Annotated in this window: 22 protein-coding genes and 1 tRNA gene; 16 read left to right on the plus strand and 7 right to left on the minus strand. The window is 62.3% G+C overall.

Annotated elements, in window-relative coordinates:
- Positions 1–5: 5 nt before the first annotated feature.
- Positions 6–413, minus strand: coding sequence for a DUF2069 domain-containing protein (locus BCA01S_RS08705; RefSeq protein ID WP_027776583.1), 408 nt, complete (start codon positions 411–413; stop codon positions 6–8).
- Complete coding sequence (gene wrbA, locus BCA01S_RS08710) at positions 410–1,012, minus strand: NAD(P)H:quinone oxidoreductase (RefSeq protein ID WP_027776584.1); 603 nt, start codon at positions 1,010–1,012, stop codon at positions 410–412. The genes BCA01S_RS08705 and wrbA overlap by 4 nt, the downstream gene beginning before the upstream one ends.
- Before the next feature lie 164 nt (positions 1,013–1,176).
- Here wrbA and BCA01S_RS08715 point away from each other — a divergent pair, with 164 nt between their 5' ends.
- Positions 1,177–2,490 (plus strand): YihY family inner membrane protein, encoded by a 1,314-nt coding sequence (locus BCA01S_RS08715; RefSeq protein WP_084166827.1) that lies wholly within the window; start codon positions 1,177–1,179, stop codon positions 2,488–2,490.
- A 37-nt stretch (positions 2,491–2,527) separates the two neighbouring features.
- On the opposite strand, the gene BCA01S_RS08720 is transcribed toward BCA01S_RS08715, so the two are convergent.
- The 3 genes from BCA01S_RS08720 to BCA01S_RS08730 all read right to left on the minus strand — a co-directional run bounded on the left by BCA01S_RS08720 (position 2,528) and on the right by BCA01S_RS08730 (position 5,295).
- Positions 2,528–2,848: an Mpo1-like protein gene (locus BCA01S_RS08720; protein WP_027776586.1), complete on the minus strand. Its 321-nt coding sequence runs from the start codon at positions 2,846–2,848 to the stop codon at positions 2,528–2,530.
- A 237-nt stretch (positions 2,849–3,085) separates the two neighbouring features.
- Positions 3,086–3,919, minus strand: coding sequence for an alpha/beta fold hydrolase (locus BCA01S_RS08725; RefSeq protein ID WP_027776587.1), 834 nt, complete (start codon positions 3,917–3,919; stop codon positions 3,086–3,088).
- Positions 3,916–5,295: an O-acetylhomoserine aminocarboxypropyltransferase gene (locus tag BCA01S_RS08730; RefSeq protein WP_042318258.1), complete on the minus strand. Its 1,380-nt coding sequence runs from the start codon at positions 5,293–5,295 to the stop codon at positions 3,916–3,918. Before BCA01S_RS08730 ends, BCA01S_RS08725 begins: the two co-directional genes overlap by 4 nt.
- Between BCA01S_RS08730 and BCA01S_RS37920 the strand changes: the two genes are divergently transcribed.
- The 5 genes from BCA01S_RS37920 (at position 5,294) to BCA01S_RS08750 (ending at position 10,908) form a co-directional block, all read left to right on the plus strand.
- The gene (locus tag BCA01S_RS37920; RefSeq protein ID WP_156955037.1) at positions 5,294–5,443 is read left to right on the plus strand and encodes a hypothetical protein; all 150 of its coding nucleotides are present in this window, start codon (positions 5,294–5,296) and stop codon (positions 5,441–5,443) included. The two genes, BCA01S_RS08730 and BCA01S_RS37920, sit on opposite strands and share 2 nt — an antisense overlap.
- Before the next feature lie 93 nt (positions 5,444–5,536).
- On the plus strand, positions 5,537–5,995 hold the full coding sequence (locus tag BCA01S_RS08735) for a CBS domain-containing protein (RefSeq protein ID WP_020069514.1): 459 nt from the start codon (positions 5,537–5,539) through the stop codon (positions 5,993–5,995).
- Positions 5,996–6,187: 192 nt separating this feature from the next.
- Positions 6,188–8,179 (plus strand): MFS transporter, encoded by a 1,992-nt coding sequence (locus tag BCA01S_RS08740; protein ID WP_027776589.1) that lies wholly within the window; start codon positions 6,188–6,190, stop codon positions 8,177–8,179.
- A gap of 102 nt (positions 8,180–8,281) precedes the next feature.
- Complete coding sequence (gene aroC, locus BCA01S_RS08745; protein WP_027776590.1) at positions 8,282–9,382, plus strand: chorismate synthase; 1,101 nt, start codon at positions 8,282–8,284, stop codon at positions 9,380–9,382.
- Positions 9,383–9,432: 50 nt separating this feature from the next.
- The gene (locus BCA01S_RS08750) at positions 9,433–10,908 is read left to right on the plus strand and encodes a tetratricopeptide repeat protein (RefSeq protein WP_027776591.1); all 1,476 of its coding nucleotides are present in this window, start codon (positions 9,433–9,435) and stop codon (positions 10,906–10,908) included.
- An 81-nt stretch (positions 10,909–10,989) separates the two neighbouring features.
- On the opposite strand, the gene BCA01S_RS08755 is transcribed toward BCA01S_RS08750, so the two are convergent.
- On the minus strand, positions 10,990–12,663 hold the full coding sequence (locus tag BCA01S_RS08755) for an electron transfer flavoprotein-ubiquinone oxidoreductase (RefSeq protein ID WP_027776592.1): 1,674 nt from the start codon (positions 12,661–12,663) through the stop codon (positions 10,990–10,992).
- A gap of 187 nt (positions 12,664–12,850) precedes the next feature.
- Here BCA01S_RS08755 and BCA01S_RS08760 point away from each other — a divergent pair, with 187 nt between their 5' ends.
- Together BCA01S_RS08760 and BCA01S_RS08765 are read left to right on the plus strand one after the other, a co-directional pair.
- The gene (locus tag BCA01S_RS08760; RefSeq protein WP_027776593.1) at positions 12,851–13,627 is read left to right on the plus strand and encodes an SDR family oxidoreductase; all 777 of its coding nucleotides are present in this window, start codon (positions 12,851–12,853) and stop codon (positions 13,625–13,627) included.
- Positions 13,628–13,858: 231 nt separating this feature from the next.
- Positions 13,859–14,302, plus strand: coding sequence for an acyl-CoA thioesterase (locus BCA01S_RS08765; RefSeq protein WP_027776594.1), 444 nt, complete (start codon positions 13,859–13,861; stop codon positions 14,300–14,302).
- Between the two features lie 122 nt (positions 14,303–14,424).
- Here the strand turns inward: BCA01S_RS08765 and BCA01S_RS08770 are convergent, their stop codons facing one another.
- Positions 14,425–14,970: a LuxR C-terminal-related transcriptional regulator gene (locus BCA01S_RS08770; protein WP_020069520.1), complete on the minus strand. Its 546-nt coding sequence runs from the start codon at positions 14,968–14,970 to the stop codon at positions 14,425–14,427.
- Between the two features lie 240 nt (positions 14,971–15,210).
- Here BCA01S_RS08770 and BCA01S_RS08775 point away from each other — a divergent pair, with 240 nt between their 5' ends.
- From BCA01S_RS08775 to infC, 8 genes are all read left to right on the plus strand, one after another.
- Positions 15,211–15,915 (plus strand): CoA transferase subunit A, encoded by a 705-nt coding sequence (locus tag BCA01S_RS08775; RefSeq protein WP_020069521.1) that lies wholly within the window; start codon positions 15,211–15,213, stop codon positions 15,913–15,915.
- A 2-nt stretch (positions 15,916–15,917) separates the two neighbouring features.
- Positions 15,918–16,559, plus strand: a complete 642-nt coding sequence (locus tag BCA01S_RS08780) for a CoA transferase subunit B (protein WP_020069522.1) — start codon at positions 15,918–15,920, stop codon at positions 16,557–16,559.
- Between the two features lie 265 nt (positions 16,560–16,824).
- Positions 16,825–17,736 carry an alpha/beta fold hydrolase gene (locus tag BCA01S_RS08785; RefSeq protein WP_027776595.1) on the plus strand — a complete coding sequence of 304 codons (912 nt, stop codon included), beginning with the start codon at positions 16,825–16,827 and terminating at the stop codon, positions 17,734–17,736.
- A gap of 81 nt (positions 17,737–17,817) precedes the next feature.
- The gene (locus BCA01S_RS08790) at positions 17,818–18,171 is read left to right on the plus strand and encodes a RidA family protein (protein ID WP_027776596.1); all 354 of its coding nucleotides are present in this window, start codon (positions 17,818–17,820) and stop codon (positions 18,169–18,171) included.
- A gap of 69 nt (positions 18,172–18,240) precedes the next feature.
- Positions 18,241–20,484: a RelA/SpoT family protein gene (locus BCA01S_RS08795; RefSeq protein WP_027776597.1), complete on the plus strand. Its 2,244-nt coding sequence runs from the start codon at positions 18,241–18,243 to the stop codon at positions 20,482–20,484.
- 130 nt (positions 20,485–20,614) lie between these two features.
- Positions 20,615–20,691 (plus strand) — tRNA-Val (locus tag BCA01S_RS08800).
- Between the two features lie 251 nt (positions 20,692–20,942).
- Positions 20,943–22,850 carry a threonine--tRNA ligase gene (gene thrS / locus BCA01S_RS08805; RefSeq protein WP_027776598.1) on the plus strand — a complete coding sequence of 636 codons (1,908 nt, stop codon included), beginning with the start codon at positions 20,943–20,945 and terminating at the stop codon, positions 22,848–22,850.
- A gap of 49 nt (positions 22,851–22,899) precedes the next feature.
- Positions 22,900–23,424, plus strand: coding sequence for a translation initiation factor IF-3 (infC, locus tag BCA01S_RS08810; RefSeq protein WP_074263967.1), 525 nt, complete (start codon positions 22,900–22,902; stop codon positions 23,422–23,424).
- The last annotated feature ends 6 nt before the right edge of the window (positions 23,425–23,430 follow it).

Genomic DNA, 23,430 nt, shown 5'->3' on the forward strand with positions numbered 1-23,430 from the left:
GAAATTCATGTGTCCGCGCTTGCAGGATGTTCGCGGCGCAGCTTCGCGGCGCGCTTTGCCGCCCGTTTGAATGGCGCAATATAGGCCAGCGTGCAGACAAAAAAGACCAGGGTTAGCACGGCTTCGAGCCAGCCGAGCCGCGCGCTCAAGCCACGGTCGCTCCAGCCGCGCACGACGCCTTCGGCAAAGTACAGCAGGATCAACATCGACGCCCATTGCAGCGTGTAGAGCCGCTGGCGCCACACGCCGGGCAGCGCCAGCAGCAGCGGCAACGCCTTAAGCACCAGCGCCGAGCCGCCCGGACGCAGCGGCGCCAGCCACCATTCCCATGCGATCGACAACGCGATTAGTGCAACGAGGGCGGCGGTTGCGCCTGACGCGGCGCCGCGTCTTTGCGGCGTTGGATCATTCACGGGCGTTCGCTCATGGATGCCGCCGTGCGCGCAACGCGTGCGCCGAGCGCAATGGCGAGAGTTTTCTCGTCCGCGGAAATGCCTTGTCCGGCACTGCCCGCGCGTGCGAAGTGCGATGCGCCGTATGGTGTGCCGCCGGTTTGCGTAGTGCTCAGTGCGCTCTCCGTGTACGGGATGCCGACGATCAGCATGCCGTGGTGAAGCAGCGGCAGCATCATGGATAACAGCGTGGACTCCTGGCCGCCGTGCAGACTGCCGGTTGACGTAAATACGCAGGCCGGCTTGCCGGAGAGTGCGCCGGAAAGCCACTGCGGCGTCGTGCCGTCGAGAAAGTACTTCAGCGAAGCGGCCATATTGCCGAAGCGTGTCGGCGAGCCGAGCGCGAGGCCCGCACATTCCTCCAGGTCGCGCAGTTCGACGTACGGTGGTCCTTCAGCGGGAATGTCGGGTTGGGTCGCTTCGCAGACGGTCGAGACTGCCGGCACCGTCCGAACGCGCGCCTGCATGCCGGGGACGCTGTCGACGCCGTGCGCGATCGCCAGCGCGAGTTCGCGCGTGGCGCCGTGACGGCTGTAATAGAGCACGAGAATGTCTTTCATAAGCCTCATCGGTGAACGGGTATTATAGGGCTTGGGTCCGCTCTACAGGCCGTTCCCAGCGATTCACAGCCATTGGTAGCCATTCGGCCAGGCTCGCGCCAGGAACTCCGCGCAGTTCTGCAATGCGGCCCTGAAACACGGTTCGACGAAGCAAGGAGGCAGGTTTGTTGTCCAGGGTGCGTTTCGATCTCGACACGCTCAAGCGGCTCGCGCAGTTCGCCGCGAAGCGCAGCAGCGAGGACCGTATTCCGCAGGTGGCCGGCAGTCTCACCTTCACGACCATGCTCGCGCTGGTGCCGCTCGCCACCGTCGCGTTTGCGCTCTTCACCGCGTTTCCGCTCTTCAGTTCGTTCCAGGAGTCGCTGCAGTTCTTCCTCGCGGATCACCTGATGCCCGCACAGCTGAACAGCCAGATTTTCAAGTATCTGAACCAGTTCGCCGCGAAGGCGAAAGGTTTGACCACCATCGGCATGGTGCTGCTGTTTCTGACGGCGGTCATGACCATGATGACGATCGAATCCGCGTTCAATGTGATCTGGCGTGTGCGCAAGGCGCGGCCTATCGCGCAGCGCATCCTCGTGTACTGGGCGATCATCACGCTGGGTCCGATTCTGATTGGCGTGAGCCTCTCCATCTCGTCGTATCTGTTCACGCAGTCAATGACCTTCAGCGCCGCCCAGCGCATCACGCCGGTTATCGAGTGGGCGCTCACGGGTGCGGCATTGCCGTTGACGGCGCTCGCGTTCACGATTCTCTACGTGTATCTGCCGAATTGCCGCGTGGAATGGCGCGATGCGGTGATCGGCGGCGTCACCGCGGCAATCGCCTTCGAGCTTTCCAAGCGCGGCTTTGGCTATTACGTGCGCCGCATTCCCACTTACACCGCGGTGTACGGCGCATTCGCGGCGGTGCCGCTCTTCCTGCTGTGGATGTACCTGTGCTGGTTCATCACGCTGGCGGGCGCGATGATCGCGTCGGCGTTGCCTGCAATCCGGATCGGCCAGTTTCATCGCCCGACTTTCGAGGGCAGCAATCTCTTTGATTCTCTCGAACTGCTTGCACGGCTTTGCGAAGCGCGCGACGCCGGCAAGCGCGGCTACACGGTGCCCGAGCTTTCGCGAATGCTCCGCCGCGATATGGACACCACCATCAATCTGCTGCAACGGCTCGAACAGATCGGATGGATCGCGCAACTGGAGGAAGACGGCTCGCGCCCGCACTTCCTGCTGCTGGCGAACCCGGCGCAGATCACCGTTCAGCAGGTCTACGACCTCTTTGTGATAGATCGCGCAGAGCTCGAGTATCAGCTTCAGCTTGCTTCGACTCGCGTGGACGGCGCCACGCTGCTCGCCGCGCTCGAGAACGACAAGCTCAAAGTGACGCTCGCGACGCTGCTCGCGGCGCGTGCCGCGGCGCGCGAGTCGGAAGCCGAAGAGAACGAGCGCGGCGCGTCCTCCATGCCGCATCAGGCGGCGTAGGCTCCCCGCGAGGCGGCGGAGCTATGTTGCGCCTGGTCTACAACGAGATCTTGCCTACGCAGATGTCCTTGAACATCACCCAGTCACCCATCAGGCTATAAAGCGGATGACGAAACGTTGCCGGCCGGTTCTTCTCGAAGAAAAAATGTCCGACCCAGGCGAATCCGTAGCCGCAGATCACGGCGGCGGGCAGCCATAGCCAGTCGCCGGTGGCAAGCGCCATGGCGAGACAGCCGATGACCCCGAGCGATCCCACGAAATGCAGCCGCCGCGAGACCTGGTTGCGATGCTCGCTCAGATAGTACGGGTAGAACTCCGCGAAGTTCGCGAAGTGGTCGGTGTGCGCGGTATGAGCCATAACGCCTCCGGATTGCTGCGCTGCGAGTGCACGCCCGCCGCTGCGAACGCTCTTTTGCTGAGCGCGCCTGCATGCCCGCGGCGCCTCGACGAGGACACGCTCGAACCATTGTGCGGCTATCGTGTGACTCGCGCAACCTGGCCGTTCGGACGATGGCGCCGGCGTTTCATAGCCGCTATCTTGAGAACTCGTCACCGCTTGCAAAACGGGAGCGACCGGCACGAAATTGCGCAGCGACTAGCCCGCGTCGCGTGGCGGCGTACGAGCGAAGCTGAACAACGCGTCGAGCGTCGCGTCTGGCTGTTCGGTCATCAGTGCGTGACCGGCGTCGAGCGTCACCGTATCTACCGGTGCGCCTGCTTGCAAAAGCGCATCGGCCAACGCCTTGGCGGCTCGCGGCGGCGTCATCGCATCGCGCCGGCCGACGACGAGGCGCGTGGCGCAGCAAATCTGCGCGGCTCGCGCGAGGCCGTCGGCGTACGTATTGCACGCGGTGAAGTCGGTGTGAAAGAGATTCGCTTCACCCTTTGCGGAAACACGCTCCATCAACCGCTGGTTCATGCCGTGCAGCCAGAAGCCGGGTCCGGGGCACGAAGGCTTCGCGGCGAGCGTCGAGTGCGACCATTGGTTGACCATGCCGATCGCTTCGGGCTCGCGGTGCAGGGCGGCCTCCAGCAAGGTGTCGGATACCGCCATTGGCAAAGCGGTGGCGAGCAGAGCGAGGTGAGTGGTTCGTTCGGGGTACCGGCCCGCGAAGTCGAGCGCGACGAGCGAGCCCATGCTGTGGCCGGCTACGAATGCGCGCTGCACGCCCGCGGCGTCGAGCAATGCGGCGAGCCAGTCGGCCATCGCCGTGACCGTGCGTAGCGCCGGGCCGGCGCTGCGGCAGTGACCAGGCAGATCCACAGCGAGCACGCCGAAGCCGTGATGCGCGAAGTAGCGTGTCTGCAGCGCCCATACGCTATGGTCGTGCTCCGCACCGTGGATGAAGACGGCGGTCGGCAGACTGGCGTCGAACGGTTTGCCGCCGGTGTAGGCGTAAGCGGCTTTGCCTTGAACGTCGACAATCATGCGGACTCCTTGCCGGGACGTGTAGCCGCGGAACCCGAGCCACGGGGCTCGGTGGAACCAGATTGCCTGCTTCGCGGCGCCGCTGGGCCAGACGCTTTCTGCGCGGCCTTCAGCCCGCGTTTCAGGTCGTCGATGAGGTCGTCGGGGTCCTCGAGGCCGATCGACAACCGGATCGTGCCTTCAGCAATGCCGGCTGCGGCTAGCGCGGCGGCGTCCATGCGAAAGTGAGTCGTGGAAGCAGGATGGATCACCAGCGAGCGCGCGTCGCCGACGTTCGCGAGGTGCGAGAACAGCGAGAGTGCTTCGATAAAGCTGCGGCCGGCGGCGCGGTCGCCGCGCAGATTGAAGCTGAATACGGCGCCCGCGCCACGCGGTAGCAGCCGCTTCGCAAGCGCGTGGTCGGGATGCGTCGGCAACTCCGGATACGCGACGGCTTCGACCGCCGCATGACCGGCCAGGAACTCGACCACGCGGCGTGTGTTGGCCACGTGCCGCTCCATCCGCAAGGGTAACGTTTCGATGCCTTGCAGAAGCTGCCATGCGGCTTGCGGATGCAGGCACGCGCCGAAGTCGCGCAAGCCCTCGCGGCGAGCGCGCAGCAGGAAGGGAGCGGCGGTGCTTTCCTCGCTGAATATCATGCCGTGAAAACCTTCGTAAGGCTCGGTGAATTCCGGGAAGCGCCCGGAAGCGTCGAAGTCGAACGTGCCGCCGTCTACCAGCACGCCGCCGATCGTCGTGCCGTGGCCGCCCAGGAACTTGGTGGCCGAGTGATAGACGAAGTCGGCGCCGTGCTCGAAAGGCTTCAGCAGGTATGGCGTGGTGAACGTCGAATCGACGAGAAGCGGCACGCGGTGCTCGTGGGCGATCTGCGCGACGGTTGCGACGTCAAGCACGTCGAGGCCCGGATTGCCGAGCGTTTCGCCGAACAGCAGGCGCGTGTTGGGACGCAGAGCCGCGCGCCATGCGTCGATATCGCCGGATTTGACGAAGGTGGTCTCGATGCCGAAGCGGCGCAACGTGTAATGCAGCAGGTTGTGCGAGCCGCCGTATAGCGCGCTCGAGGCCACGATGTGCGAGCCCGCGCCCATTAGCGTGACGATCGCCAGATGCAAGGCGGCCTGGCCGCTTGCCGTGCCGATTGCGCCCGCGCCGTTTTCAAGCGCGGCAACGCGCTCCTCGAATACGGCCACGGTGGGATTCGAAATGCGCGAGTAGACGTGGCCCGCGCGCTCCATGTTGAAGAGCGCAGCCGCGTGGTCCGAGTCGCGAAACGAGAACGACGCGGTCTGATAGATCGGTGTGGCTCGCGCACCGGTGGCGGGGTCGGGAGCGGCGCCGGCGTGCAGCGCAAGCGTATCGAAACGGTTGGCGGACATGCTGGTCGGCGAGGCCACGGACAGCCTCGCGAAAGGTGAAAGTGGCGGCCATCGTATCACCGGCATGAACTGCTTCAAGCGCGGTTTTCCCGATGCACCTGCGCGCCGCAAGGCCTTTGCAGCGCGGCGTAAGCCCGGCGCGCCTTGATGGGCGGGCCGCTTTCCTTTTATGGGCCTTTCCGCTAGGATCGAAAGTCATTGATGCATCACCATGCCTAGCGGGTATTTCGGGAGACAGATCATGCGAGTCAGCGACATTCTTAAAGTCAAAGGCAACACCCTTTTCACGGTCACGCCAGACGCCACGCTGCACGACGCAGTCAACACCATGGCCGAGCACGACATCGGCTCGCTCGTCGTCATGGAGTACGGCGACCTGGTCGGCATGCTGACATTCCGCGAGATTATTCTTACGCTCAGCGAGAACGGCGGAAGCGTGGGCACGTCGACAATCCGCAAGGTCATGGACGATCATCCGCTCACCTGCACACCCGAAACGGACGTCAACGAAGTGCGCCGCATGATGCTCGAGCATCATGTGCGCTACCTGCCGGTCATGGAGAGCCGCACGCTGATGGGCGTTATTTCTTTCTACGACGTCGCGAAGGCGGTGGTCGAGGAACAGGGCTTCGAAAACCGCATGCTGAAGGCGTACATCCGCGACTGGCCGGAAGAGCAGGGGCAGCAGCCGGCGCGCTAATGCGCGGCGGCCCGATCGCGGAGCCGCTGGTATTGCCGCGTGGGTGGCCGGCCAGGGCGCCGCGGCGCTTGGGAGGTCCAGTAAAGGCGTGCGCGAGAGCGCGCGCTTTTTTTGTGCGCGCCGTCACGGTTCTTCGTGTGGCCTTCAGCCGCTTTTCCTGGTGCCTGCTACTGAATCTGTTTAGCGAACTTCATGAGTCAAAGCCCGCTGCCCCCAACGCCTCCTACGCCACCCGCGCCACCCGCGCCACCCGCGTCTGCGTCGGCCGCCGCCCACCGTGCCGCGCGCCAGCATAGTCAGCACGAATCGCAGTTCAAGCTGCTGGGCCAGCGCCGCTTTGCGCCGTTTTTCTGGACGCAGTTCCTCGGCGCGATGAACGACAACGTGTTCAAGATAGGTTTCACGTCGCTCGTCACGTTTCAGGCGGCGCGGTTCTCAGGCGTCGACCCGAAGACCGCCGCGTTCATGATCTCGGCGATCTTCATCTTGCCTTTCGTGTTGCTGTCGGCCACTTCCGGACAGATCGCCGACAAGTACGACAAGGCGATGCTCACGCGTTTCGTGAAGAGCTTCGAGATCGTCGTCATGTTGATCGGCGGCGCGGGCTTCCTGCAGCACAGCGCGCCGCTGCTGTATCTGTGCACGTTTCTTATGGGCGTCCATTCGACTCTATTCGGGCCGGTCAAATATTCATATCTGCCGCAACATCTGTCGAGCGAGGAACTGGTCGGCGGCAACGGCATGGTCGAGATGGGCACCTTCGTCGCGATCCTGGTCGGCACGATTATCGGCGGCGCGGGCGCGGGTTTCGTCGAACATGGCGCGCTGGTTCTGGCTTGTGCCTGCGTCGCCATTGCGCTCGCTGGGCGCGTCGTATCGAGTTTCGTGCCGGTAACAGCGGCGCCGCAGCCGGATTTGCGCATTAACTGGAATCCGGTCAGCGAGACCTGGCGTAACCTCAAGCTCGCGCGCGAAAACCGCACGGTGTTTCTGAGCCTGCTCGGTATATCGTGGCTGTGGTTCGTGGGCGCGACGTTTCTGTCGTCGTTCTTCGGCTTTGCAAAAGACGTGCTGTCGGCCAACCCGGACGTCGTGACGGTGCTGCTCGGCACCTTCTCCGTTGGTATCGGCCTTGGCTCGCTGCTGTGCGAGAAGCTGTCGAAGCGGCGCATCGAGATCGGCCTCGTGCCGCTCGGCTCGATCGGCATGAGCGTGTTTGCCATCGACCTGTTTTTCGCGAGCCACGCGCTGCCGGCCGCCGGTCATCTGCTGAGCGTCGGCGAGTTCCTCGTGCGCGCCGCGCATTGGCGCGTGCTCGCCGATCTGTTTCTACTTGCCATGTTCGGCGGTTTCTACAGCGTGCCGCTTTATGCACTGATCCAGAGCCGCAGCCAGCCGAGTCACCGGGCGCGCATCATCGCCGCGAACAATATTCTCAATTCGCTGTTCATGATCGTCTCGGCGTTGATGGCGGTCGGCCTCACCTCGGCGGGCTTCAGCATTCCGGCCATTTTTCTCGTAACCGCGCTGCTCAATATCGTGGTGGCGACCTACATCTATTCGCTCGTGCCCGAGTTCCTGTTGCGATTCATCGCATGGTTGCTCGTGCACACGTTCTACCGGATTCGCCTCGTGCACGCGGAGCGGATTCCGGAAGAGGGCGCGGCCGTGCTCGTGTGCAATCACGTGAGCTTCGTGGATGCGGTCGTGATCATGGCCGAGAGTCCACGGCCGATTCGCTTTGTCATGGACTACCACATCTTCAAAAATCCGTTCGCAGGCTGGGTCTTCCGTCATGCGAAGGCGATTCCCATAGCACCCGCGCATCAGGACCCGCAGGTGCTGGCGCGCGCGTACGAGCGTTGCGCACAGGCGCTTGCCGACGGCGAACTGGTGTGCATCTTTCCCGAAGGCAAGCTCACCCGGACGGGCGACATGAATGAGTTCCGTCGCGGTGTCACGGAAATCATCGCGCGCACACCGGCGCCGGTCGTTCCAATGGCGTTGCGTGGCCTGTGGGGCAGCGTGTTTTCACGCGCCGACGACGCACGCTGGCCACGCCCCGTGCAAAAGGGCGTGATGAGCCGGCTGACTTTGGCGGTAGGCGAGCCTATCGAGCCGGCGCTGGCCACGCCCGAGTTGCTTCAGAGAATCGTCACGGACTTGCGCGGGGCGCGGAAGTAGCTGCGGCCTTGTCCTGAAGTCATAAGCCGGCGCGCGGCGTCGTCCCGGGCGGCAAGGGGCTGGCATAATAGCGGCTTCCCCGCATTCCTTTGGACGACGCCCATGTCCGGCAACACGCTCGGTACGCTTTTTACTGTCACGACCTTCGGCGAATCGCACGGCCCGGCTATCGGCTGTGTGATCGACGGTTGCCCGCCGGGAATGGCGCTGACCGAAGCCGACATCCAGCTCGAACTCGACCGCCGCAAGCCGGGCACGTCGCGCCACGTCACGCAGCGTCAGGAAGAGGACAAGGTCGAGATTCTGTCGGGCGTGTTCGAGGGAACCACCACGGGTGCACCCATTGCGCTGCTGATTCGCAATACGGACCAGCGCAGTAAAGACTACGGCAACATCGTGGACACGTTTCGTCCCGGCCACGCCGACTACACGTATTGGCAGAAGTACGGTATTCGCGACTACCGCGGCGGCGGCCGTTCGTCGGCGCGTTTAACAGCGCCTACGGTCGCGGCCGGTGCCGTTGCGAAGAAATGGTTGCGCGAGAAATTCGGCACTGAAATTCGTGGCTACATGGCTGCGCTTGGCGAGATCGACGTGCCGTTCGTCGACTGGGCGCATGTGCGCGAGAACCCGTTCTTCGTGCCGAACGCGGACATCGTGCCGCAGCTCGAAGCGTATATGGACGCACTGCGCAAAGAGGGCGACTCGATTGGCGCACGCATCAACGTGGTGGCTTCGGGTGTGCCCGTCGGTCTCGGCGAGCCGTTGTTCGACCGGCTGGACGCGGACATCGCTCACGCCATGATGGGTATCAACGCGGTGAAGGGCGTTGAGATCGGCGCAGGGTTCGCGAGCGTCGCGCAGCGCGGGTCCGTGCATGGCGACGAACTCACCCCCGACGGCTTTGTCGGCAATAACGCGGGCGGTGTGCTTGGCGGTATTTCCACATGCCAGGACATTACCGTGTCGATTGCCATCAAGCCGACGTCGAGCATTCGTACTCCGCGCCGCTCAATCGACAAAGCGGGGCAACCGGCAATTGTCGAGACGTTTGGGCGGCATGACCCGTGCGTCGGCATTCGCGCTACGCCTATCGCGGAATCCATGCTTGCGCTGGTGCTGATCGACCATGCGTTGCGCCATCGCGCGCAATGTGGCGACGTTTCGGTGAGTACGCCGAAGATCCCAGCAAGCGCGCCGTAAAGGGCGCGGTTCGCGCATTTCAATCGCATTGCGCGAACTGCGCTTTTCGCATGAACCAGCTATCCAGCCAGCCGGCGGACAACATTCTCCCGACGTTGCGGGCACGCGCCGCGGTTCCGCACGCGGTCGCGCATGACTGTCTCGCGTTCGGCCAGACGCTGCTGCAACACGCGGGCGGCGACAAAGCGCTGCAACGCGAAGCCCTCGGGGCGCTCGTGCGCGCGTATCGAGCCGATCCAGCCTGTGAGCCGACGCTCCTCCACACTATTGCGCAGACGGCCTTCGTCGTGCGCGATTGGGCGCTGGTCGAGTCCGCCACGGCACTGCTGCTCTCACAGAACCCCGCCGATGCCAACGCATTGATCTGGCGGTCCGCCGCCGTCCAACATCGTAACGATTTCGCGACTGCCGAGAATTTGCTGCGTGAAGCGGTGCGCCTCGTGCCGGGCAATCCGATCGCGCTTCATAAGCTGGCGTTGTGCATCAAGGAGCAGGCGCGTTTTGCGGAAGCCGAAGCGCTCCTTCATGAGGTGCTCGCGTTGTCCGCGGATAACGCGCATGCGTTGTTCGATTTGTCCGAACTCCAAATCCGCAGCGGGCGTTTCGCCGAGGGCTGGGCCCTCTACGAGTCGCGCCTTGCGTTCGCCGGCGATTTGAACAACGCGCAGCACGCGCTCGCCGCGATCAGCGCACCGTGGCAAGGAGAGTCGCTGGCGGGCAAGACGCTCGTCGTGTACGGGGAGCAAGGCAACGGCGACTGCCTGTGGGCGGTGCGCTTTCTGCCGCTGCTCGCCGAGCGTGCGCGGCGTGAGGGCGGTCGGGTGATCTTCGGTCACGACGGGCCGTTGCGGCATCTGTTCGAACGGACGCTGCCTGCCGACCTGCGGCTTGAAACAAGCCTGGAAACGCAGCCCGATTTTCATTGCGGGTTGATGAGCGTGCCCTTGCGTCTAGGCATTGTCGAGGCGACCGGTTGGGGCGCGCCCTATCTGAGCGCGGACCCGCAACGTCTGCAACCGTGGCAGCGGTGGGTGCAAGCCTGCGTCGACGGCAAGCCCGGTAATCGCAAAGTGGCACTCGTGTGGAATGGCAATCCGGACCATATCCGCGATGCGCGGCGTTCGGTGCCAATCGAGCAACTGGAGCCATTGTTGAACGTGGCCGGTGTCACCTACTTCGCGCTGTCGCCTGGACGTGGCGAGACGGTAGCGCGATGGCGTGCAATGGGCTTCGACGTCGTCGATCCTACTCAGTACTTTGAAGCCGGGTTCGACGATGTCGCCGCGCTGCTGGCGAATCTCGATCTGGTGGTGACGATCGACAGTGGGCCCGCCCATCTGGCCGGCGCGCTCGGCGTACCGACTTGCCTAATGATCGATCACGTATCGGCGTGGTTCTGGGGAGTGGGGGCGCCGGTTACGCCCTGGTACGACTCGATCGAACTATTCCGGCAACCGGCGGTGGGCGCCTGGGCACCGGTGGTGGCTCGGGTGCGTGCGCGCATCGAAGGAATGGTGCGCGGCTGAGCGGTTGCCCTGGGGTGGCCTTCACGGCTTGCCTTCGCAACGCAGAGATCGTCTGCCTATGTTGCGAAGGCGAAGCGCCGTTCACATGTTCGGATAGTTCGGCCCGCCGCCGCCTTCAGGTGTCACCCACACGATGTTCTGGGTCGGGTCCTTGATATCGCAGGTCTTGCAGTGCACGCAGTTCTGCGCGTTGATTACCAGCCGCTCGCTGCCGTCGTCGTTTTTCACGAACTCATAAACGGCCGCCGGGCAGTAACGCGACTCCGGGCCCGCATACGTCTGCCAGTTCACGTTCACCGGCACCGTGGGGTCTTTGAGCGTCAAGTGAGCCGGCTGATTTTCTTCGTGATTCGTGTTCGATATGAACACTGAAGACAACCGGTCGAAGGTCAGCTTGCCGTCCGGCTTCGGATATGTGATCGGCGTGCATTGCGACGCGGGCTTGAGCATCTCATGATCGGAATGCTGATGGTGCAGCGTCCAAGGTACATTCCCGCCGAGCAGCTTCTGCTCGATGCCGACCATCAACGTGCCGAGGTACAGGCCCTTGCTCATCCACTGCTTGAAGTTGCGGGCCTTGTAGAGCTCCGTGTGCAGCCACGAAGTCTTGAACGACTCGGGATAAGCCGTGAGCTCGTCGCTCGTGCGGCCTGCCTGCACGGCTTCAAAGGCGGCGTCGGCGGCGAGCATGCCAGTCTTGATCGCGGCATGCGAACCCTTGATCCGCGATGCGTTCAGGAAGCCCGCGTCGTCGCCGACCAATGCGCCGCCGGGGAACACGAGCTTCGGCAGCGACATCAGGCCGCCCGCAGTGATTGCCCGCGCGCCATACGACACGCGCTTGCCGCCTTCCAGAAAATGACGGATCGCGGGATGCGTCTTGTAGCGCTGGAATTCCTCGAACGGCGAGAGATACGGATTCGTATAACCGAGCCCGACCACAAAGCCGACCACCACCTGGTTGTTGTCCATGTGATAGAGGAACGAGCCGCCGTACGTGTCCGTCTGCAAAGGCCAGCCGGCCGTGTGCATGACGAGCCCCGGCTTGTGTTTTGACGGATCGATCTCCCACAATTCCTTGATGCCGATGCCGTAGACCTGCGGATCGACGCCGTCGCGCAACCGGAACTTCTCGTTCAGCTGACGCCCGAGATGCCCGCGCGCGCCTTCGCAGAAAAGGGTGTATTTCGCGTGCAGTTCCATGCCGAGCTGGAAGTTTTCAGTCGGCTGGCCGTCCTTGCCGATGCCGAGATTGCCCGTGGCGACGCCTTTCACCGAACCGTCGTCGTTGTAGAGCACCTCCGCAGCCGGAAAGCCTGGGAAAATCTCCACGCCGAGCGCTTCGGCCTGCTGGCCCAGCCAACGCGTGACGTTGGCGAGGCTGATCACGTAGTTGCCGTGGTTCTTGAAGTTATCGGGCAGCGCCCAGTTCGGCACGCTCTTCGCGCCGGTTTCCGAGAGGAACAGGAATCGGTCTTCGGTGACTTCGACGTCCAGCGGCGCGCCTTTTTCTTTCCAGTCGGGAATCAGTTCATTCAACGCGCGCGGGTCCATGACCGCGCCCGAGAGGATGTGCGCCCCGATCTCCGAGCCTTTTTCCAGCACGCAGACGCCAAGCTCGACGCCCTTGTCGGCCGCCAGCTGCTTCAGGCGGATCGCCGCGGACAAGCCAGCCGGGCCGCCGCCGACGATCACGACGTCGTATTCCATCGACTCGCGCGGGCCGTACTGCTCAATGAGACTTGCGGGGGTCATTGATGCTCCTCTTACCGTTAGAATGCTTTTTTCGGGATCGTATTGTGGGCGATGGTCTCTTGCACCGCAACCCGATCAGCAGAGATTAGCACGAGCGTTCTATTTGTATGCTACGGTATTGACCCGAGAATGGGTCGGACCGCGACCGACAACCGTATTCGTAACTACAACCGAACAAGGAACGACAATGGGCCGTTCGATCAATCTGGAAGGCAAAGTCGCGCTCATCACAGGCGCCTCGAGCGGGTTGGGAAAGCGCTTTGCTCAGGTGCTGTCGGAGGCGGGCGCCAAAGTCGTGCTGGCGAGCCGGCGAACCGAGCGCCTGAAGGAACTGCGCGCCGAAATCGAGGCGTCGGGCGGCGCGGCGCACGTCGTTTCGCTGGATGTGACCGATTATCAGAGCATCAAGTCCGCGGTCGCGCACGCGGAGACCGAGGCGGGTACCATCGACATTCTGGTGAACAACTCGGGCGTGTCGACTACACAGAAGCTGTCCGAAGTCACGCCAGCCGACTTCGAATATGTGTTCGACACCAACACCCGCGGCGCGTTCTTCGTCGCGCAGGAAGTGGCCAAGCGCATGATCATGCGCGGCAACAACGCGCAGAAGCCGTCGTACCGGATCATCAATATTGCGTCGATGGCCGGCTTGCGCGTATTGCCCCAGATCGGCCTTTATTCGATGAGCAAGGCAGCAGTCGTTCACATGACGAAAGCCATGGCGCTCGAATGGGGCAAGCACGGCATCAATGTGAACGCGATCTGCCCGGGCTATATCGACACGGAGATCAATCATCATCACTGGTCGACCGAGCAGGGGCAAAAGCTCGTGTCCATGCTGCCGCGCCATCGCGTCGGCAAGCCTGACGACCTGGACGGGCTGCTGCTATTGCTGGCGGCGGACGAATCGCAGTTCATCAACGGCTCGGTAATCGCCGCCGACGACGGCTTCGGTCTGGCCTGAGCGCCGGCTTATGAGTTGACGCGCGATCACCGGGATTCGGCGCGAGGTGCGCCTGGCATTGTCCCGGCGCGCCAGGCGATTAACGCAGTTTCGAAGAAGCTCTTTTACGCGCGCGGGCCTTCTGCCGACGAAACGTCTGCGCTAAGGTGCAGGCATCGGCCTGATTGGCCACCGTTTTACCCGACTCGATCTTTGAGCAATCTTTTGAGAAGTAAGAAGAGCAGAAGCACGATGAGCGATTTTCACGCAGTTTTCGAGATGTCGATGCCTATCCGTTGGGGCGACATGGACGCATTCGGCCATGTGAACAACACGGTCTACTTCCGCTACATGGAGCAGGTGCGTATCTCCTGGTTCGAGCAGCTCGGCCTCGCCGGCAGCAATGCGGATGGACAGGGACCGGTGATCGTGAACGCGTCGATGGAGTTTCTCAAGCAATTGCATTATCCCGGCGACGTGATCGGCCGCATGAGCGTGGCGACGCCCGGCCGCAGCAGTTTCGACACGGGTTTCGAACTCGTGCGTGCAGACGATCCCAGCACCGCCTATGCGCGCGGCGCCGCCCGCTGCGTGTGGATCGACTACGCGGCCGGCAAGTCGGTGCCGGTTCCTGATTTGTTGCGCGAGACCATCGAGCGCGCCGCCCTGGTGAAAGCGGCTGAGCCGGCCGCATAAGTTCGCCGTTTATTGCTGCATGACCGCGCAGCGCGAGGCCTCAACTCGGAGACCTCGCGTTATCGTTTCACCTCTTACCTCGACTTCGCGCAAAGCGGTGTCGCGCGCCGCGGCTGCGGCAGTCAATGCCCGAGCAGACGCTGCAACAGTTCGGTAGCGTTACCCGTATCGTATTTGCGCATCAAGCGGGCGCGATAAACGTCGACGGTGCGTGGGCTGATTTCCAACGCCCGTCCAATCTGTTTGCTGGTTTTGCCCGTCACCAGTTGGGCGGCGATTTCCCGCTCGCGAGGCGTCAATTCGACCGCCACGCGTCGCGTCGCGCTCAGATCCTCGAAAGTCCAGACGCCCGCCGCGTGCGGGTCGGTGCGCCGCTGCGCGCGGCCCGTCACATGACACCAGAACAGCTCGCCGTTGGCGCGCTTCATGATGCGGTCGTCGGCATAGCTGCCTTGAGCGGTCATGATGGGTGGAATCCGTGCGCCGATCCGCTCGAATTCGTCCGCCGACGGATACAGAATCTGGAACGACTGCCCAAGTAGCGCCTCGCGCGGACAGCCGAAGATGGACGCCAGTTCGTCATTGCAGTCTTCGATAATGCGCTCACGCGACAGCACGAGCCCGATCGGCGCGAGATGAAAAGCGGTTTGGTAATCCAGTGCGGGCATGGGCTGGCGGCAAGTACTTATGTATTTTTGCGTATTGTGCCGTATGGCGCACGCAGCGTACTCTTTCGGGCACATGAGAACGCGGTGAGGCGTCCGTGGCGGCGTTTGCGCGAAGCGTGAAACAGGCTTCGCGCACGGCACCCGCCGGATGACTAGAATGACGTGTCGGGCCGCGCCTGAGCGCGTCACACGAGCCGCAAGAAAACGGTTTCAGGTTTCCATAAAGGAAGGGACATACTGATGAACAAAGTCTATCCAGGCGCCGCCGAGGCGCTGAAAGACATCGTCAAGGACGGTCAGACGTTCGCCGTCGGCGGCTTCGGGTTGTGCGGCATTCCTGAAGCGCTGATCGCTGCGCTGCGCGACACCAAGGTGCAAAACATTACCTGCATCAGCAACAACGCGGGTGTGGACGGGTTCGGCCTCGGTCTGCTGCTCGAAACGCGCCAGATCAAGAAGATGATCTCGTCGTATGTCGGGGAAAACAAGGAGTTCGAGCGCCAGTATCTGGCCGGCGAACTCGAACTCGAATTCACGCCGCAGGGCACGCTTGCCGAGAAACTGCGCGCAGGCGGCTCGGGCATCCCCGCGTTCTTCACGAATACCGGCTACGGCACGCTGATCGCCGAAGGCAAGGAAACCCGCCAGTTCGGCGAAAACCACTACGTGCTCGAACATTCGCTGACCGCGGACGTCGCGCTCGTGAAGGCATGGAAGGCCGACAAGTCGGGCAACCTGATCTATCGCCGCACGGCCCGCAACTTCAATCCGATGTGCGCGATGGCCGGCAAGATCACTGTCGCGGAAGTCGAGGAAATCGTCGAGGTAGGCGAACTCGATCCGGACGCGATTCATACGCCTGGCATCTTCGTTCAGCGCATCGTGCTCAATGCGCATCCGGAAAAACGCATCGAACAACGCGTCGTCCGCGCGAAAGGAGACTGATCATGGCATGGACTCGTGACGAAATGGCCGCGCGCGCGGCGAAGGAATTGCAGGACGGTTTTTATGTGAACCTCGGCATCGGCTTGCCGACGCTGGTGGCGAACCACGTGCCGCCGGGTGTCGAAGTGTGGCTGCAGTCGGAAAACGGCCTGCTCGGCATTGGCCCGTCGCCGACCGAAGACGAAGTGGACGCCGACCTCATCAACGCGGGCAAGCAAACCGTGACCACGCTGCCGGGCTCGTCGATTTTTTCGTCGGCGGATTCGTTCGCGATGATTCGCGGCGGCCACATCAACCTGGCCATTCTGGGCGCCATGCAGATCAGCAAGAAGGGCGACCTCGCGAACTGGATGATCCCCGGCAAGATGATTAAGGGCATGGGCGGCGCAATGGATCTGGTGGCCGGCGTCAAGCGCGTGGTCGTGCTGATGGAGCACGTCGCGAAGGGCGATCAGCACAAGATCCTCGAAGAATGCACGCTGCCGTTGACGGGCGTGGGCGTGGTCGATCAGATCATCACCGACCTCGGCGTGATCGAAGTCACCGACGACGGCCTGAAGGTGACTGAACTGGCGCCTGGCGTGAGCGTCGACGAGATCAAGGCGAAGACGGGCGCACCGCTCGATGTGAGCGCGGTGAGCTAATCACGATTGTCGGGTCTGCTGCCGGGCTGACGCATGTGCGTCGGCCAGGGCGGCGGGAAATGCGGGCGAGGCGGGAGTCTCGTCCGCTTTTCTTTTTGCGGCTCGCAGTTTGCGGCGTTCGTCCTATGCCTTCTGGCCGATCCTTGTCACGCGGCAAAGCGGTTTACAATCGTTCGAAGCAATCACTTGAAGATTCGTCGCCTGTTATTGCGCCGCGTTACGGTGCACGCGGGCCACATTCGCAGCGCTTTTGCAAGGACCACAGATGACCGTAACGACAGCTTTCGCCGGCGAGCGGCCCGCGCCGCGCCAACGTTATGTGCAGTGCGCGAGCGCCGCGGGCCTGCATCGCATTGCCTACACTGAGTGGGGCCATCCGGACAATCCGCGGGTGCTGTTGTGCGTGCATGGCTTGACGCGCTCGGGGCGTGACTTCGACCGGTTAGCGGCGCAGTTCGCCGGTACCTACCGTGTGGTCTGTCCTGATGTGGTGGGCCGGGGCTTGTCTTCGTGGCTCGGCAACCCAAACTTGTACAGCGTGCCGCAATATGTTGCCGACATGGTGACGCTCATTGCGCGGCTGAATGTGGAAACGGTCGACTGGTTCGGCACGTCAATGGGCGGGCTGATCGGGCTCGGCCTCGCGGGTCTCGCGGACACGCCTATCCGCAAGCTGTTGCTGAACGACGTCGGTCCGCATCTGGAGCCGGAGGCCGTCAAGCGTATCGGCGATTATCTCGGCAAGCCGGTGCGCTTCGACTCGCTGCGACAAGGTATCGATCACGCGGCGTTCCTCGCGCGCAGCTTCGGTCCGCTCACGGCGGAAGAATGGCGTGAGATCAATACGCCGCTGATTCGCGAAGAGAATGGCACATGGCTGTTCCGCTACGATCCGCGCATTGCGCAGCCCTTTGCCGCGACCACGGAAGAAACCGCGAAGCTGGGCGAGGCCGCGCTATGGCATTCGCTTACGTCGTTCCACGGGCCAGTGCTGGTGGTGAGAGGCGAGCTTTCCGATCTGCTGTCGCGTGAAACAGTCGCCAGGATGGTCGAGACGGGGCGTGCGGTGTCGAGCGTCGAGATCAGCGGTGTGGGGCACGCGCCGGCGTTTCTTTCGGCGGATCAGATCGACATTGCGAAGCGGTTCTTTATCGGCAATGGCGGCGACGCGTCATAATATGCAGTTGCGCGTGGCGCTCTAACGCGTCATGCATGGCGCATCCCAATCAATCTTCTTCTACCTACTTCAGGATTCTTCATGGCAGTCATTCGTCACCATGTCGGCAAGCGTCTTTCCGAAATTGCCGTGCACAACGGCACGGTTTACCTTGCTGGCCAGATCGCCGAAGACGCGGACCAGGACATCACGGGGCAAACACGCGAAGTGCTCGGCCATATCGACCGCCTGCTAGCCGAGGCAAACAGCGATAAATCGCATTTGTTGTCCGTGCAGATCTACATTTCGGACATGGAGCATTTCGCCGGCATGAACGCGGTGTGGGACGAGTGGGTAGCGCAAGGCGCGACGCCGCCGCGCGCGACCGTCGAGGCGAAGCTCGCCAACCCGAAGTGCCTCGTTGAAATCGTCGTGGTCGCGGCGCAGCGGAGCTGAGCGAAGCAAAACCAGGCAGTTGCTGTTGAAATTCCGTTGATTTGCCAGGGCCCGGTGGGCCGCCGCACCATGAATACCGACACCGCTACGAGCACGCCGAATCCTCTTCCGTCTTTCGACGAAGCTATGGCATTCGTGCGTCAGCATGCCGGCGAGGTGCGGCTGTCGTCGGGCGAGTCTCTCGCGGATCATGCAGCGGGCACCGCGTCGATCATGCGTACGCTCAATGTCGATCCGCCGGCCGTGCTGGCGGCGGCGTTGTTTGCATTGACGCCGCATTTGCAAGATCCCGAGCGCGTGATCGCCGACAACTTCGGCGAGGAAGTCGCGCAACTCGTCGGCGACGTGCGCAAGTTGCTGCGCCTCGGCACCGTGAGCTTGCGCGCTGCACAGAACGCCATGCCCGAAGCGGGGCGTGATGCGCAGGCCGCGCGGCGCGCGCAGGTCGAGGCGCTGCGCAAGATGCTGCTCGCGTTCGCACAGGATATTCGCGTAGTGCTGATACGGCTCGCGTCGCGCCTGCAGTCGCTGCGTTATTACGCGGCGGCGAAGCTCACGCCGTCGCCGGATGTGGCGCGCGAAACGCTCGATATCTATGCGCCGCTCGCGAACCGCCTCGGCATCTGGCAACTGAAGTGGGAACTCGAAGACCTTGCGTTCCGCTTCGAAGAGCCGGTGACTTATAAGCGCATCGCGAAGTTGCTGGATGAAAAGCGCGTTGAACGCGAAAGTTATGTTGCGCAGGCCATTGAACGCCTGCAGCAGGAACTTGCCGCCGCGAACATTCGCGCAGAAGTAAGCGGCAGGCCAAAGCATATCTATAGCATCTGGCGCAAGATGCGCGGCAAGGAACTCGACTTCGCCGAACTGTACGACGTGCGCGCGTTTCGCGTAATCGTGCCGGACATCAAGGATTGCTACACGGTGCTCGGCATTGTGCACAACCTGTGGCAGCCGGTGCCGAGAGAGTTCGACGATTACATCTCGCGGCCAAAGCCGAATGGCTATAAGTCGCTGCATACGGTCGTGATCGGCGACGACGGCCGTGCGTTCGAAGTGCAGATCCGCACGCACGACATGCATCAGTTCGCCGAGTACGGCGTGGCCGCGCATTGGCGCTACAAGGAAGCCGGCACGCGTGGGTACGGCGGCCAGTTCGCCGCCAATGAGAAGTACGACGAGAAGATCGCGTGGTTGCGTCAATTGCTCGCCTGGAAAGACGACGTGTCCGAAGGCGAGCACGGCGAGAAGCGCGCGGCGCAGCCGTGGGAGCAATTACGCCAGGCCACGCTCGACGACGACCACATCTACGTGCTCACGCCGCAGGCGCGCGTGATCGCGTTGCCGCACGGTGCGACGCCGGTGGATTTCGCGTATCACCTGCATAGCGAGTTGGGGCATCGGTGTCGCGGAGCGCGCGTCGACGGGGCGATGGTGCCGCTGAACACCCAGTTGCAGAACGGCCAGACCGTGGAAATCGTCGCGGTGAAAGAAGGTGGGCCGTCGCGTGACTGGCTCAATCCACAACTCGGTTATCTGCATAGTCCGCGTGCGCGCCAGAAAGTGCGCGCCTGGTTTAATGCCGTCGAGTTGCAGGAGCACATTGCGAGCGGCCGCGCAATGGTCGAAAAGACCTTGCAGCGCGAGGGCAAGACCTCGGTGAATCTGGATCAACTCGCGGCCAAACTCGGCTTCAAGACTACCGACGACTTGTTCTCGGTCGTCGGCAAGGAAGAGTTCAGTCTGCGACTCGTCGAGCAGGCGCTGCACGATGCGCCGCCGCCGGAACCAGTGGTCGAAGTACCCGAGCAATTCGAGAAGCGCAGTAGTGGCGCGAGCGTGGCGCGCGGTGCGTCGACGGGCGTGCTGGTGGTCGGTGTCGACGCATTGCTCACGCAGCTCGCTCGGTGCTGCCGTCCGGCGCCGCCTGACGACATCTCCGGGTTCGTGACGCGCGGCAAGGGCATGTCGATTCACCGCAGCGACTGCCCGACGTTTTTGCGCATGGCCGAACGCGCGCCGGAGCGTGTGTTGCAAACGGCGTGGTCAGCCGACGTAATGAGCGGTCGCGGTCAATCGGTGTATCCGGTCGATCTCTCGATCGACGCTACGGACCGCCAGGGTTTGCTGCGCGATATCTCCGAAGTGTTCGCGCGAGAAAAAATGAATGTGATCGGTGTGAAGACACAAACCCGCCGCAATGCCGCGTTCATGCAGTTCACCGTCGAGGTGTCGAGTGCTGCGCAAATTCAGCGCGCCTGCACGCTGCTCGGCGAAGTGACGGGTGTCGTGCGGGCGTCGCGCAAAGGCTGACGCACTGATGAGTTAATGCGCGCACTTGCTCATGCGCAAGCGAGTGAGTGATGTGGGTAAGAGCAATTTAAAGTCGGTGCATAAAAGTACTTGCCAAGCCGTGGGGGGCTCCATATAATCTCGTTTCTTCAGGCTCGTAGCTCAGCTGGTTAGAGCACCACCTTGACATGGTGGGGGTCGTTGGTTCGAGTCCAATCGAGCCTACCAACGAAAGAGAAATTCCGGTGCTGCCGGGGTTTCGCAAACTGCAGTAAGCGCCTGTGGCGCAAAAGGCGAATACGGTTATGACACCGCGAACGTTGACCGAAACCACTTCGGAGCGACGCTAGTCGAGGACCACTTTCGCCAGTGTAGTTTGCAGGAAATGTGAATGCGGCCCCTCGAAAGCGGGGCCGCATTTTTTTTGGCTTGTTTGATTGATGTATATGCCGCCGCCGGTCGGCACCACGGAGAACGCAATGGTTTCGATACGTCTGCCTGACGGTTCTGTTCGACAGTACGAGCATCCGGTGACCGTCGCCGAAGTGGCCGCGTCGATCGGCCCCGGCCTCGCCAAGGCCGCGCTCGGCGGCAAGATCGACGGTGAACTGGTCGATACGTCCGCGCTGATCGACCACGACGCGGCGCTTGCCATCGTCACCGAAAAAGACGCAGACGGTCTGGACATCATTCGTCACTCTGCGGCGCACCTGCTTGCGTACGCAGTGAAGGATCTCTATCCGGACGCGCAAGTCACGATCGGTCCGGTCATCGACAACGGCTTCTATTACGACTTTGCGTACAGCCGTCCCTTCACGCCGGAGGATCTGGAGAAGATCGAAAAGCGCATGCAGGAACTCGCGAAGAAAGACGAGCCCGTTTCGCGCCGCGTCGTGTCGCGCGACGAAGCGGTGGACTACTTCAAGAGCATCGGCGAAAAGTACAAGGCTGAGATCATCGAATCGATTCCGGCTACGGACGAAATCAAGCTGTACTCGCACGGCGGCTTCACCGACCTGTGCCGCGGTCCGCACGTGCCGTCCACCGGCAAGCTGAAGGTCTTCAAGCTGATGAAGGTGGCCGGCGCCTACTGGCGCGGGGATTCGAAGAACGAGCAATTGCAGCGTATCTACGGCACGGCGTGGACGAAGAAGGAAGATCAGGACGCGTATCTGCACATGCTCGAAGAGGCGGAGAAGCGCGATCACCGTAAGCTCGGCAAGCAACTCGACCTGTTTCACATGCAGGACGAGTCGCCGGGCATGGTGTTCTGGCATCCGCGCGGCTGGACGCTGTGGCAGCAGGTCGAGCAGTACATGCGCCGCCGTGTGAACGACGCGGGCTACCTCGAGATCAAGACGCCGATGATCATGGACCGGTCGTTGTGGGAAGCGTCGGGTCACTGGCAGAACTATCGTGAAAACATGTTCACGACGGAATCGGAAAAGCGCGATTACGCGATCAAGCCGATGAACTGCCCCGGCCACGTTCAGGTGTTCAACCACGGTTTGCGCTCGTATCGCGATCTGCCGCTGCGTTACGCCGAATTCGGCTCGTGCCACCGCAATGAATCGTCGGGCGCGTTGCATGGATTGATGCGCGTGCGTGGTTTTGTGCAGGACGACGCGCATATTTTCTGTACTGAAGACCAGTTCATCAGCGAGTCGATCGCCTTCAACACGCTGGCCATGAGCGTGTACAAAGACTTCGGCTTTGATAACGTCGAGATCAAGCTTTCATTGCGGCCCGACGCACGTGCCGGCACCGACGAGACTTGGGACCGCGCGGAGCAGGGCTTGCGCGAAGCGTTGACGGCTTGCGGCGTGACGTGGGAGGAACTGCCGGGCGAAGGGGCGTTCTACGGTCCCAAAGTGGAATATCACATCAAGGACGCTCTCGGCCGCTCGTGGCAGTGCGGCACGTTGCAGCTCGACATGGTGTTGCCGGAGCGACTGGGCGCGGAGTACGTCGCGGAAGACAACAGCCGTCGCCGTCCTATCATGCTGCACCGGGCAATCGTCGGATCAATGGAGCGTTTTCTCGGCATTCTGATCGAGCACCATGCTGGTGCAATGCCTGCGTGGCTCGCCCCAATGCAGGTAGTGGTGATGAATATCGCCGAAAGTCAGGCCGAATACGCCCAGTCTCTGGCCCAATCGTTGCAAAAACAAGGGGTTAGAGTAGAGGCCGATTTGCGCAACGAGAAGATTAGCTATAAAATACGTGAGCACACGCTCGAGAAGGTGCCGTACCTGCTTGTGGTCGGCGACAAGGAGCGTGAAGCCCAAACGGTAGCCGTGCGTGCCCGTGGTGGTGTCGACCTTGGCGTGATGCCTGTCGATTCTTTCATTGAGCGTCTGCGCCAGAACGTGCAGTCGTTCAACTGAGCCACTTGGCAGCGCGGCTCGTTTTTTTAATTTTTAGAGGAAACGTAACATCGCTACTGATAAGTCTGCGCACCGCATCAACGGTGAAATTACGGCACCCGAGGTGCGTCTGGTCGGAGTCGAGAACGAACCGCTCGGCATCGTGAAACTTGCTGATGCGTTCCGCATGTCGGAACAGCAAGACGTGGATCTGGTGGAAATCGCGCCGCAAGCGGTTCCGCCGGTCTGCCGTTTGATGGACTACGGCAAGTTCAAGTACTCGGAAGCGAAGAAGCAGCACGAGGCCAAGCTCAAGCAGAAGATCGTTCAGGTCAAGGAAGTCAAATTCCGTCCGGGCACTGACGACGGTGACTACAACGTCAAACTGCGCAACCTCATTCGCTTTCTCGACGACGGCGACAAGACGAAAATCACGTTGCGTTTCCGTGGCCGCGAAATGGCTCACCAGGAAATCGGTATGCGCATGCTGGAACGCCTGCGCACGGACCTCGACGAAGTCGGTCAGGTCGAGCAAATGCCGAAAATGGAAGGGCGCCAGATGATCATGGTGCTCGCTCCGAAGAAAAAGAAGTAAGCGGTC

Origin of the sequence: Paraburkholderia caledonica NBRC 102488 (genome assembly GCF_000685095.1) — a bacterium.
Classification (GTDB): domain Bacteria; phylum Pseudomonadota; class Gammaproteobacteria; order Burkholderiales; family Burkholderiaceae; genus Paraburkholderia; species Paraburkholderia caledonica.